Below are 13,542 nucleotides of genomic sequence, written 5' to 3' on the forward strand. Positions count from 1 at the left end.
ATTTTTTACTTTCAAGGCTACAAAAATAGTTATAGTTTTGCCATTATTTAGATTTATTTAAAATAACAAACTCAACTACAATGAAAAAAATAAGCGTTCTTGTCCTTGCAATTGTTTCATTAGCAGTCTTTTCATGTAAAAAAGAAGAAGCTAAGAAAGAAGAAACTCCAGAAACTCCGGTTGAAAAAGCCGAAGGCCTAAAAATTGTTTCACTAAATGGAGCTGTAACAGAAATTGTTGCCGCTTTAGGTCATGAAAAAGAAATAGTAGGTGTTGATGTAACTTCAACTTATCCTGAAACGGTTAAAGCAACTGCCAAAGACTTAGGCCACGTTCGCTCTATTACTATCGAATCGATTGTTGCATTGAAGCCAACAGTAATCATTGGAACTGATAAAGACATGAGTCCTGAACTAGCTGAAAAAATCAAAGCTGCAGGAATCGAAGCACATATCCTGACACAAGAATTTTCTCCGGAAGGAACAAAAAAATTAATTGCTGATGTTGCTGGGATTATCAAAAATTCTGACTTCAAAGCGCTAACAGACAAAGTAGACGCTGATTTAGCAAAAGTACAGCCAATTGCTAAAGCTCCAAAAGTATTGTTTATTTATGCAAGAGGTGCCGGAACATTGATGGTTGCTGGTAAAAACACTCCGGTTGAAAAAACAATTGCTTTGGCTGGCGGACAAAACGCTATCACAGAATTTGACGATTTCAAACCTTTAACTCCAGAATCTTTAATCAAAGGAAATCCTGATGTAATCTTGTTGTTCACAACAGGTTTGCAAAGCCTTGGCGGTGTTGACGGATTGCTTAAAATTCAAGGCGTTGAAAAAACAAATGCCGGAAAAAACAAAAAAATTATTGCTTTAGATGGTGCTCTAATTTCAGGTTTCGGACCTCGCGTTGGTGAAGGTGCTGCAACATTGAATGCAGAATTGATTAAAGCTACTAAATAAAAACTAAAAGCCTTTAAACCTGAATGCGTAGCGTTTAGGAAATAAAATGCCACTGATCCCTTAGGGGAAGAAATAATTATAATGCAAAATAAGTTACCGTTATATCTATTTTTAAGCCTGCTGTTGTTACTGATTTTGGCAACGGCAGCCTTATATATGGGAGTTTACGAATTCGAAAAGCATTCGTTCTTTGAGATTTTTAAGGCCCTTATCAATGATGACAATTCCATTTCTGAAAGTGACAAATTTGTTCTGATGGATTTGAGATTGCCGCGAATTGTAATGGCCATCCTGATTGGAAGTGCATTGTCGGTTTCGGGAACCTGTCTTCAAGGTATGTTCAAGAACCCACTCGCATCTCCTGATTTGATTGGAATTACTTCCGGAGCAATACTTCTTGGAGCAATTACTATCGTTCTTGGAACCCATATCAAGCCATACATCCCTGAAGTGTTTCACTTCTCGTTGTTGAGTATAGCCGCATTTTTGGGAGCCTTGCTAACCATGACAATCGTTTATAGGATTTCAACCTCAAACGGAAAAACAAATGTGGTTGTAATGCTGCTTTCTGGAGTTGCTGTTACCGCTATGGCCTTTTCTACCACAGGTTTTTTGATTTATCTTTCGAAAGAAGAAGAATTAAGAGACTTGACATTCTGGAATTTGGGAAGCTTGGGTGGCGCAACCTGGACAAAAAATGCAATCCTTGCCGTCGTGATTGTTGTAGCTTTTTCTTTCCTGATTACTAAAGGAAAAGCACTGAACGCAATGATGTTGGGCGAAAGAGATGCGCAGCATTTGGGAATTCCGGTTGAAAAAATCAAAAAAAGAATCATTATCCTGACGGCTTTGCTAGTTGGAACCTGTGTTGCTTTTTCTGGAAACATCGGCTTTGTCGGTCTGATTGTTCCTTATATTTTGAGATTAATTTTTAAATCGAATTATCATATCATCCTGCCAATGTCGGCTGTTTTTGGAAGTATTTTGTTGCTTACAGCAGACACCATAAGCAGGACCATTGCGGCACCATCAGAAATTCCAATCGGAATCCTGACTGCCTTTATGGGAGCGCCAATTTTTATCGCTATTTTAATTCGCAGCAAAAAATCGATGTAATATGTTAGAAGCTTGTAAGATATCATATGCACATAAAAAGTTTTCCATTTTGGAAAACATCGACGTTTCTGTAAATTATGGTGAATTACTTGTCATTGTCGGGCCAAACGGTGCAGGAAAATCAACACTGCTGAGCATGTTGGCCAATGAAATGAAGCACGGTGAAGAGCCAATCACATTCAAGAAAAAAACATTCGAAGAATGGGACCAGAAAGAACTTCCGCTTCATAAGGCTAAATTTTCACAACAGAATAGCAATGACATCCCGTTGACCGTAACCGATGTCGTAATGATGGGTCGTTATCCGTATTTCAACTCCGTACCTCATCAAACCGATTTGGATGCTGTAATGAAATCGATGGAAGAAACCGACGTTCTTTCTATGAAAGACCGTGATTATAATACACTTTCAGGAGGTGAAAGACAACGTGTCCATTTGGCGAGAGTACTTGCCCAACTGGAAAACAATATCGCTCACAAGCTAGTCTTTCTGGACGAACCCCTGAACAATCTTGATGTGCTACACCAGCACAAAATATTGCACACTATCAAAAACTTTACAGAACTTGGCAATACAGCCATTGTTGTATTACACGACCTGAATCTGGCAGCACAATTTGCTGATCAGGTGCTCCTATTGAAAAAAGGAAAAATCGTGAGCCACGACAAACCTGAAAAAGTCTTTACAAAAGAAATCATAAGCAAGGTGTATAATTTTCCTTGCACAATTTGCCTTAATCCGGTAAATCAGAACCCTTTAATAATTTTTGGAACATAATAGTTACACAGATGGATACATTAACAAACAACCTGAAGTCGCAATGGGATAAGCTAAAAGCTGAAAACCCAAATTTAAGAATCCGCAATGCTGCTGAAAAACTAGGAGTAAGTGAGGCAGAATTGCTAGCTACACAAGTAGGAGAAACCGTTACAAGGCTTCGTCCGGAATTTGCTGCAATACTGACTGATGTTGAACAACTAGGAAAAGTAATGGCTTTGACACGCAACGAAGAGTGCGTTCATGAAAGAAAAGGAATTTATCTTAACCCTGATTTCAGCTCTCCTCATGCAGGACTGTTTGTAGGTGAAGATATCGATTTACGTATCTTTATAGGTCATTGGGCTAAAGCTTTTGCTGTTGAAGAGAAATCAGAGCACGGTGACAGAAAAAGCCTTCAGTTCTTTGGAAAAGATGGCTTGGCTATACACAAGATTTATTTGACAAAAGACAGCAACGAAGCTGCTTTTGACGAATTAGTTGCTAAATACATGTCTGACGACCAATCAACTGCAGAATCTGCAATCGAAGTACCTTTAAACATCGATGAAAAAGCAGATGCTGATATTGATGTTGCCGGTTTCCAAACAGCTTGGAAAAATCTGAAAGACACACACGAATTTTTTGGTATGCTTCGCAAATTTGGAGTAACAAGAACGCAGGCATTGCGTTTGGCTCCAAACGAAAATCTTGCTAAAAAAGTAGAAAAGGATGTAATCGTAAAAATGCTTGAAGGAGCTGCTGAAAGCAAACTTCCTATCATGGTATTTACAGGAAACAGAGGAAACATCCAAATTCACACTGGTTTGGTAAGAAAAACAATGTGGCACGGTGACTGGTTTAACGTAATGGACCCTGATTTCAACATGCACCTGGATATGTCTAAAATTGCTCAGACATGGATTGTAAGAAAACCGACAGAAGACGGAGAAGTTACAGCTATTGAAGTGTTCAACGAAATGGGTGACATCATCGTTCAGTTCTTTGGAAAAAGAAAACCAGGTATCCCTGAATTAAAAGAATGGAAAGACCTGGTAGCTACTTTGTAGGTACTTAGTTTACTATATTTTTTATCCTGCCTGCCATCTCAAACAGATGGCAGGCTTTTTTTATGGGATAAAAACATTGTTTTTTTTGCTCTAACGAACGAAAGAGCCTCGAATGAGCTATATATGTCATTCATGACTTTTTGTGGCTTAAAAACAAAAAAACCGAGCCAATGGCTCGGTTTGAATATAATATGGTTTGAAAAATTATTGATACACTATTTTTCCTGTTTTGATTTCTTCATTTCCAGAAAGGATTTTATAGAAATACAATCCTTTAGGATAATTTGACGGGATGTTCCATTCTATCACTTGTCCTGGATTTACATCTCCTTTAAAAACAACAGCATTAATTCCAAATTCATTGTAAGCTGCAATCTCAACAGCTGTAGTTTGATTTAAACCCGTTTCGAAATTTACTGCTTTTGTTGTTGGGTTTGGATAGATTTTTGGTTCAGAATTAAAGTTCTCACTCCCTTGCGTAAACAACATTTCTTTTTGTCTTTGCCTGCCACTATAAAAACTTAAATTATTACTATAAGAACTTCTATTGGCAGATTTCACTAATCTATATAAAACCGCCGTTGGATAAGTCTGTAATACCCGAATAGCATTCGTATAAGGGTTTAGATCTAAATCTTTTGTCGTATCAGGAAAAAATATTGGATCTTCTGGACTCGATATAAACCAAGAATATTGATATATGTTATCCCCGCCTGTTGGTTGACTTCCAATAATTTGAAGTCCATTCGCCGAAATCGTATTATTTTGTATTTGTGGCAAAGGAACTAAAGTAACATTATTACTATAAGAAACCTTATTCCCAGAATTCACGGTTCTGGATATAAATAAATTGGGATACGTTTCCAGATATTGAAATATAGACGCAGAAAGAACTATGCTTTGACTTGTTTCAGGAAAGACATAAGGCTCTTCACCTCCCACCAAATTCCATGTATATGTATAATTACCATTCCCTCCTGTTGGCAAACTTCCTGTAACTGAAGATCCGTTAAGAGAAATGGTATTATTTTGTATTACTGGAAGTGGAGCAATTACGATACTATTACTGCTCAAAATCTGGCTTCCTGAAGTTACATTTCTTACAATAAATAAATTCGGATACGTATTTAAATAATTATATATATCTGCAGTTATAACCAAATTTTGGCTTGTATTTGGAAAAGTATACGGTTCTTCTCCTCCCCATAATATCCAAGAATAATTGTAAACACCTATTCCTCCTGTTGGCTGGCTACCATTTATTGTTCCATTATTTAAAACAATTGTATTATTTTGGATTGGCGGAGCCGGAATAACCGTTATTGTTACTTCATTGCTTGTAATATCTGCAGCATTACCAGATTTCACAATTCTTCTATAGTTTGTAGTAACAAATGGAGTTCCTGGTGAATAGTTTTGATTAGAAGCATTAGGTATGGTAGTCCATGTACCATTTCCTGATTTTTTTTGCCATATATATCTGTAACTATCAGGTCCACTTCCACCAGAAGGACTAGTTCCTGTTATAAAAGACGCTGTATTTCCTTCGTTGATGGTCTGGTTTCCAGAAATTGAATTATTAGTTATTGGTAATGAATTTACTATTGTTACCACAACAGCTCCACTAGTATGATCGGTGGTTCCATTAGACATAACTATTCTTCTAAATTGAGTTGTCTGCGTCAATAATTCAGTTAAGTAATTTTGCTCATGAGCTCCAACAATATTTGACCAACTTCCTGTTGTATTTTTTTGCCATTGATAAAAATAACTACCGTTACCTCCTGAAGGAGTACTTCCCGTAATTGTTGCACTTAGACCATAAAATTTTGTTTGAGTGCCAACAATGCTATTGTTAGAAATTGGAGGTGCTCCAGGTTTAATTACAGGCCAATTGGAGCTCCTAGGCACTGCCCCATTATTTCCTGAAACAGCAAATTGAGCAAAAATAAATCCTCCAGAAGCATTAAATTGTGCACCATTTAATTCAATTGTAAAATTGCGGGATCCTGAGCCAGTAATTGTTCCCCCATAACCGCCAGAAGGAACAATAGGCTCATAGCCCGAACCTCTTTGATAGTATACGTTCAGCATTCCCGAATTTCCAGTACTACTGTAAACATCAACAGAAAGCTTCACCGTAATAATGTCATTAGCTCCAAAACTAATAGCGCTTCCCTGATTAACCCATTGATTATTGACATAAACATTACTCATCGTCACAGTATAGGTTTGCCCATAACTAAGAGATGTAAAAAACAATAAAAGGCTCAATGAAAAGAAATTAAGATATTTTTTCATCATAAATATTTGTTTAAAATGTATAAAAAAACCGAGCCTATCGGCTCGGTTAGTATAATTCTATATGTTAATTATTGTAGCAAAGCATATTGGAAAGTAGGATAACCTCTTTCTCCTGATGCATTAGCACCACCAGTAAATTTCAATTTGTAGATGTTTCCAGCTGGGTCTTTGATAACGAAGAAACGATCAGTTTTCAAAACGAATGCTGAAACTGGCAATCCTCCAGGACCTGTAATGCTTGTACTTCTCCAGTTAGAACCAATGTTTCTTTGGTCTTCAGTAAAGTTACCTGACACCACATTAGCAAGTGTGAAAGTGTCATAGTTCAAAGTTTCAGTGTTTACAACTTGGTAGGATCTTGCACCACCTTTTAGGTTAGTTACTACGAAATCTGGGTAGTAGTAAGGAGTTGTTGGACCTACTAGGTTAGTGAAAGTTGTAAAGTTGATATCCCACTGGTTTTTTTGTGGCTCAACATTTACTACGTTCTTAGTAACCAAACTGAAGAATGTAAAGTTGTATGCTGAATTTTTAGAGATGATTTTCTCTTCGTGAGTTGTTGCATCAATATCAGCATATTGGATTTTATAATCCATTCCGCTTCTAAGGATTCTTACTTTTTTCCAACCTCTTAAAGTACCTGAAGCTGAACCTTCAGAACCTGTTGATGGAGCTGTTTCGGAAGGATTGCTTCCCATGTTAATCAAATATACCTTGTTGTCAGCATCATTAGCAGAAACTGCTTCGATAGCTGTACCTGTGATAAGTCCTGCTGGATGGTCAATTTGTGAAGCCACACCTTGTCCTTGAGAAATAATCATAGACTCGTCTGGTGATTGAACCTCATCAATATTAGTAGTTTCTAATTTCTTAGCAGCCATTTTCAATGAACCGTTGATAGTCACTCTGAAATCAGTACCTCCATAGAATCCAAGATCCCAAGAAGTTCTTAGTGCTGTAGCATTACCTCCGCTGCTCAAATCAATATATACCTGATTTGGCTGATTTGGTCCTCCAACTGCTGCTGCCATAGCTTGTCCTAAAGAAGCGGCTTCGTTAAAGTTAACTTGAATTCTATTGTTATTAGAAACAGTAACATTTGTAGCATCAATGATTGTGAATTTTACATTTTTTACATCTGTTGGAACTGCATTCGTTAATTTATTGAAGTTGAATGAAACAGAACTTACATTAGCAGCGTAAGGAATAGTCAAAGTAGTTCCTGTAGCAGCAGGAGCAGTAGTAAAATCTGTACCATATGCAACCGCAGTTGTAACAAAAGAAATATTCAGGGAACCAGCCGCTGTAGTAGGCTTAGAGAACACAATTTGTATAGGTGTTGTTGCGTCAGTCAAATTTAAAGACGGCACACCAAAAGCAACAGAAATAGGATTAGAACCTTTATTATCATCATCGCTACAACCTGCGAAGGCCAGCATTACCAGTGATAGAATAAAAACTAGATTTTTTTTCATATTATTTATAGATTAATTAAAATTGAGATTATACGTAAGTTTTAAGAAATAGGATCTTCCATATCCTAATAGCAAGTCAGAACCTGCTACGTGTACGCCAGTAGTTCCTTGTGTAAGCTGTACACTCGTAACATCCAGAAGATTTCGAGCTCCAACAGTAACTTCAAACTGATTTTTGAAAAATGATTTTCGGATCGAAGCATCCATCCAGCCGTAAGATTCTAGCTCAGACAAGATGAACTCAGCATTTCCTGCAGTATCTGTAGACGATATAAATTGCTGTTGTTTCCCGTTGAATTTGTAATAGATTGAAAATAATGTATTCCATTTTGGAACATTATAGGATAGATTGGAATTCACTTGTAAAGAATACAGGAATTTATCATCTGAAGTTAAATTTAACGCTGCTAAATCGATTTTTTGGGAAATACCCACTAAGGCCAGCCCTACTTTTGCATTCCAGTTTTTATATGCAAACTGGTGTGTCGATGAAATATTCCACATCTTGTACTTGTCGATATTCATGTATTTATAGCTTTGCATCGGTGTTACCTGTGTTAAAACCATACTTATCCTATCGTCAACATCCATATAAGTAACTGCAAGGTTGTTTGAAAGTTGGGCTCCTGAATCAAAATAAGTTGCTTTCTTTACACTTAATTCGTAAGAAGAACTTGTTTCTGGGATCAGGTTTTCATTTCCTTGAAGATTATGATTGGAATCCACAAAATAAGTATACAGTTCATCAAAATTTGGAGTTCTGTATGACTTGCCTAAAGATCCTCTGGCTTCAATTCCATGAGGAAAAATATATCTCAAGCCCAATGAACTTGCATATTGATCTTCAAATTTAGATTGTATAGAATAACGTATTCCAGGACGCACAGAGAATTTTTCTGTAAAGCGGATTTCTGCCGCCGTAAAAATATCGTAGTTCTCCAATCTTTTTCTGACATCTGTTACTTGCTGCTGATCGTCTTTAAAAATTCCGGCAGTAGCATCATAAAAACCTCTTTCGTTTACTGCTTCGTAACCCAATTGAAGATCTACTCTTTTATCTTTAAAGAAATTGCTCAAAGCTCCTGTCGAATAAATTACTTCTTTTGACTGGTAGGTTTCTCTATTATTAGCCGTTTCACTCTGGCTTTCTAATTGGTAATTGAATTTTTCAATATCGCGGTTTTGCTTTTGGTGAGATACCGAAACATTATAGTTCAACTGTGAAAACAATTTCCCATATGAGTTCAAGTGATGGTAATATCTATTGGAAATGTATCTTCTATCATTAGAGAAGTTCGTATCCGGAAAAGGATAATTAACTATTGGAATTACAACCGGATTGTAATAATCTACATTTTCGCCAAAGTAATCAAACTTATAGAAAATCCTGAAATCACCTTTGGTATATCCAACCAATCCGTTGCCGACTAACTGTTCTTTTGGAAGCCAGCTATAACCTCTTTTCCCATCGTTTTTGATATAATCCTTACCTTCTTTATCATCAAAGAATCCAGCAAAATCATTTCGGCTTCCACCAACGGAAACAAACCAATTTTCATTGAAGTTATGCGAAATCTTAGCATTCTGGATATGTCTTCCTTTATCAAAAAAAGCGAACTCATTAGATACAGTTTCTTCCTGAGCGGTAGCTGTAATCTCCCATTTATGCTTTGAACTCTTTTTAGTAATAATGTTCAATACTCCCGTTACTGCATTAGCACCGTGAGTAACACCCATAGAACCTTCAATGATTTCAATTTGCTCAATATCGTCAAGGTTTACCTGAGTAAGATCAATATTGGTTCCTAAACCTGTATCACTGACCAAGGGCACGTTATCTACTAATATCTTGAAATATTGCGCATCAAGACCAAACATTGAAACAGTTGAACGTCCGTCACTGCCGCTTGTTCTGATAGAAATATTAAGATATTGGTTCAAAACATCTCCCAAATTATTGGCTGCAAGACGCTTTATGTCTTCTCGAGTAATAACTCTGACGTTATGGACTGATTTTTTAAGAGATTGCGGTTCGAACTGACCCGTAACAACTACTTCTTCAAGTTGACTGGTTCTTGTGGTATCTTGAAGTTTTTCTTGCGAAAAAGCACTAAAAGAAAGAAAAAGGGATAAGGAAATATAAGCCTTAGTATAAATCTGCATTACAATTCATCTTTAGATTAATTCTAAATTGCAAATCTAGGGAGGCTATCTGGTTTATGCAAATTATTTTTACTAATTCTAAATAAAAATGTCAGCCCCTTAATTTGAAAACATTCTGATAATGATTTTCTTCTTAAATTTACCAAAATCAAGAACTTTCATGAAGAAAAAACTTAAAATAGCGGGTATTCTTTTGGCCATAATGATTGTGTATTTGGGATTCACGAATTATCCTAAGCTGGACTTGATATCAGGATTTTCGGCAAAAAGCATCGCTTCAGGATATTTTATAGGCCATCGTTCACAACAAATGATCGAATCGGGTGATAATGATATTAAGCTTATTACACTGGCTAGCAATACCATTCACGAAAAAGAAAATTATGCCTCGACCTCTGTTTATGGCTTAAAAGAACGTAAGGCAATATACCGTGAAGGTCTGGGTGTAACATTAATCGATGATAGTTTTGACTTTTCAAAACCTTATCTGACCCCAAAAAGAGCCAAAATTAACAGCAATCTTCCCTATCCATATGGAAATAACGAACCTGCCGACACTACTTTCGCTGCTATTGATTATAGCAAACTAAATAAAGCGATCGAAAATGCTTTTGACAAAAAGGGCGAAAAGAACAAAAGGACACGTTCGCTCCTTATTATATATAAAGACAAGATTGTTGGTGAAAAATACGATTCGGGTTTTGATAAGAATTCCAGGATTTTAGGCTGGTCAATGACCAAGAGCCTAACAGCCACTTATTTTGGGATTTTGCAAAAACAAGGGAAGATAGACATTTACAAGCCGGCGCCAATTGCCGAATGGAAAAACGACAAACGTTCTGAAATTACCATAAACGACCTGCTTCATATGAATTCCGGTTTAGAATGGGAAGAGAAATACGATAAGATTTGTGATGCTACACTTATGCTCTTCCAGGCTGAAGACATGGCAAAAGTCCAGAGAGAAAAGCCATTGGTAGGCAAGCCAAACGAAAGCTGGAATTATTCTTCAGGAACCACCAATCTATTGTCCGGTATTTTAAGAAGCCAGTTTAAGACACAGCAGGAGTATTTGGATTTCTGGTATTCTTCATTAATCGACAAAATTGGAATGGATTCGATGTTGGTAGAAACCGATATGGCAGGGAATTATGTAGGTTCTTCTTACGCTTGGGCTACTACAAGAGATTGGGGCAAATTTGGCTTGTTATATCTCCATAAAGGTAATTGGAATGGCGAACAGCTTTTTGATGAAAACTGGGCTGACTATGTGGCTACACCAACCTCAACATCCAAAGGTCGTTATGGCGGGCATTTCTGGCTCAATGCTGGTGGTAAATACCCCGATGCTCCAAAAGATTTGTATTATGCCAGCGGTTTTCAGGGACAGAAAATCTTTATCATTCCATCAAAAGATTTGGTTATTGTCCGTTTTGGACTGACTGACGATGAAGCTTTTGACTTTAATAAAATGTTGAAAGGAATTCTGGACAGCATCAAGAAATAATTATTTGTCTGATTTTCCTTAAAAATCCTATCTTCGTAAAAAAACATAACAAATGAAAAAAATTGTTCTAGCATTAGCATTCGTTTCAGCGCTGTTCGTCACTTCGTGCAGTAGCGATGATAGCAATAGCGTATCTTATGGTGAGTCGACAGGAAACTATTGGCCAATGGCAGTAAATAATACCTGGATTTTTGGTTCCGACATTGGAAACTCAGAATTAAAGATCATTGGCAGCACCGCAATCAATGGCACAACATATTATGAAATTTCTGATCAGGCAGACAATGTTTTTGGTGTTCAGAATTGGGTCGCAAAAAAAGGAGCAACTTATTTACAAAAAATAGCCGACTCTTCTATTAATCAAGAAGGTATTACAATGAACATGCAAGGATATGAAATTCCAATTTTCAAAGACGATCTGGAAGCCAATGCTTCCTGGAATGGGAATTTATCCTCCAAAATCACCTATTCTTTTAACGGACAAACCACATCGACCACCGCTAAAATTAAATACACCGGCACTATACTAGAAAAAAATTCAACCGTTGTATTGAATGGCATTACTTATCCTAATGTCATAAAGACAAAAACAATAGTAGAGATGAAAATTCTCGAACAAACTGTCATTATCGATTTGCAATACTGGTTTGCTAAAGATGTCGGGCCAATATGGGAAAACACATCTTACAATGGCTCAACACAAGAAAGAGCATTAATAAATCACATTTTACACTAAACAGAAAAGGCTTCAATTATCTTGAAGTCTTTTTTGTTTCTTTATGTATTCAATTATAAATCAAATCCCATATTAACGCCTAATTTAGTCGCAATAATCTTAGTGACTCTGGCTTTCATTGCCGGAATCTTGATACTTTCGATTACTTCATTTGAAAAGGCATACATCAGCAAAGCTTTCGCTTCTTTTTGAGGAATACCTCTAGATTGCATATAGAACATTGCTTTTTCATCAAGCTGGCCTATCGTACAACCGTGAGAACATTTTACATCATCTGCAAAAATTTCCAACTGTGGCTTTGCATTGATAGAAGCTCTATCGCTTAAAAGGATATTGTTATTTTGTTGGAAAGCATCTGTTTTCTGAGCTTCTTTCTCTACATAAATCTTTCCGTTGAATACTCCTGTAGCCTTATCATCAAAAATTCCTTTGTAATTCTGATGGCTTTCACAATTTGGAGTCGCATGATGTACCAAAGTATAATGGTCAACGTGCTGTTTTCCTTCAATAATTGTAATTCCTTTCAGCGTAGAGTCGATATGCTCGCCCTGGTGGAAGAAATTCAGGTTGTTCCTTGTCAGATTGCCTCCAAAAGAAAAAGTATGCACAGAAGCGTTGCTTTGGTCTTTCTGGGCGATATATGTATTATCAATCAAAGATGCCTCTAGATTGTCATTCTGAATCTTGTAATAATCTACAATCGCTCTTTTTTGAGCAAAGATTTCGGTAACAGAATTTGTCAGTACCGGGTTTTCATTCAAACTCTGGTGTCTTTCGATAATCTGCACATGCGCATTTTCACCAACGATAATAAGATTTCTCGGCTGGACTAGTAATGCTGCTTCTGTACCTGTAGAAAAATTGATGATTTCTATCGGCTTTTCTACCACCTTACTTCGCGGAATATTGATATAAGCTCCTTCGTAAGCAAAAGCAGTATTTAAAGAAGTCAGGCTTTCATCTTTACTGGCAATCTTATTGAAATATTCATCGATTACCATTTTGTATTTTGGCTTATTCAGTGCAGAAGACATCAGGCAGACATCCAAACCGTCATGTGTTGTAGAAGAAAGAAATGAGCTGAAAACACCATCTACAAAAACAACTTTGTAGGTGTCTATTTCATGAAGGAAAAATTTCTTTACTTCCGAAAACTCAACTGCATTTTCCTTTTTTGGAAAAACGCTAAAGTCATTTTTTAAAATCGAACTCAGCGAAGTATATTTCCAAGCTTCCTCTTTTTTAGTAGGAAAGCCTTTCTCTTCAAAATTTTTAAAAGCTTCTGTGCGAACATCGTGCAATGCTGAATCAACATCTACACGTTCTTCAAAAGCCATAAAAGATGATATTAGTTTTTCTTTTAATTCCATTTTGTTAGTCTTAAAGTTGAGAGTCTTAAAGTCTAAAGTCCTAAAGTCAAAAGACTTTTGCAATCAACTATTTTTTTTGTCT

Annotated in this window: 10 protein-coding genes; 6 read left to right on the plus strand and 4 right to left on the minus strand. The window is 36.6% G+C overall.

Annotated elements, in window-relative coordinates; all coding sequences use genetic code 11:
* Nucleotides 1–80: 80 nt before the first annotated feature.
* From FJA49_RS03115 to FJA49_RS03130, 4 genes are all read left to right on the plus strand, one after another.
* Nucleotides 81–962, plus strand: coding sequence for a heme/hemin ABC transporter substrate-binding protein (locus tag FJA49_RS03115; protein WP_139998759.1), 882 nt, complete (start codon nt 81–83; stop codon nt 960–962).
* 81 nt (nt 963–1,043) lie between these two features.
* Nucleotides 1,044–2,078: a FecCD family ABC transporter permease gene (locus FJA49_RS03120; protein WP_139998761.1), complete on the plus strand. Its 1,035-nt coding sequence runs from the start codon at nt 1,044–1,046 to the stop codon at nt 2,076–2,078.
* 1 nt (nt 2,079) lies between these two features.
* Nucleotides 2,080–2,856, plus strand: a complete 777-nt coding sequence (locus tag FJA49_RS03125) for a heme ABC transporter ATP-binding protein (RefSeq protein WP_139998763.1) — start codon at nt 2,080–2,082, stop codon at nt 2,854–2,856.
* 11 nt (nt 2,857–2,867) lie between these two features.
* Nucleotides 2,868–3,905, plus strand: a complete 1,038-nt coding sequence (locus tag FJA49_RS03130) for a hemin-degrading factor (RefSeq protein WP_139998765.1) — start codon at nt 2,868–2,870, stop codon at nt 3,903–3,905.
* Nucleotides 3,906–4,109: 204 nt separating this feature from the next.
* Here the strand turns inward: FJA49_RS03130 and FJA49_RS03135 are convergent, their stop codons facing one another.
* The 3 genes from FJA49_RS03135 to FJA49_RS03145 form a co-directional block, all read right to left on the minus strand.
* Nucleotides 4,110–6,209: a T9SS type A sorting domain-containing protein gene (locus FJA49_RS03135; protein WP_139998767.1), complete on the minus strand. Its 2,100-nt coding sequence runs from the start codon at nt 6,207–6,209 to the stop codon at nt 4,110–4,112.
* A gap of 68 nt (nt 6,210–6,277) precedes the next feature.
* On the minus strand, nt 6,278–7,684 hold the full coding sequence (locus FJA49_RS03140; protein WP_139998768.1) for an HmuY family protein: 1,407 nt from the start codon (nt 7,682–7,684) through the stop codon (nt 6,278–6,280).
* 12 nt (nt 7,685–7,696) lie between these two features.
* Entirely contained in the window at nt 7,697–9,847 is a 2,151-nt protein-coding gene (locus FJA49_RS03145) for a TonB-dependent receptor plug domain-containing protein (RefSeq protein WP_139998770.1), read from the minus strand.
* Between the two features lie 160 nt (nt 9,848–10,007).
* Between FJA49_RS03145 and FJA49_RS03150 the strand changes: the two genes are divergently transcribed.
* Both FJA49_RS03150 and FJA49_RS03155 read left to right on the plus strand, forming a co-directional pair.
* Nucleotides 10,008–11,354, plus strand: coding sequence for a serine hydrolase domain-containing protein (locus tag FJA49_RS03150; protein WP_139998772.1), 1,347 nt, complete (start codon nt 10,008–10,010; stop codon nt 11,352–11,354).
* 52 nt (nt 11,355–11,406) lie between these two features.
* The gene (locus FJA49_RS03155) at nt 11,407–12,090 is read left to right on the plus strand and encodes a hypothetical protein (RefSeq protein WP_139998774.1); all 684 of its coding nucleotides are present in this window, start codon (nt 11,407–11,409) and stop codon (nt 12,088–12,090) included.
* Nucleotides 12,091–12,143: 53 nt separating this feature from the next.
* Here the strand turns inward: FJA49_RS03155 and sufD are convergent, their stop codons facing one another.
* On the minus strand, nt 12,144–13,460 hold the full coding sequence (gene sufD / locus FJA49_RS03160) for a Fe-S cluster assembly protein SufD (RefSeq protein ID WP_139998776.1): 1,317 nt from the start codon (nt 13,458–13,460) through the stop codon (nt 12,144–12,146).
* Nucleotides 13,461–13,542: the final 82 nt, after the last annotated feature.

The organism is Flavobacterium microcysteis (assembly GCF_006385255.1).
Classification (GTDB): domain Bacteria; phylum Bacteroidota; class Bacteroidia; order Flavobacteriales; family Flavobacteriaceae; genus Flavobacterium; species Flavobacterium microcysteis.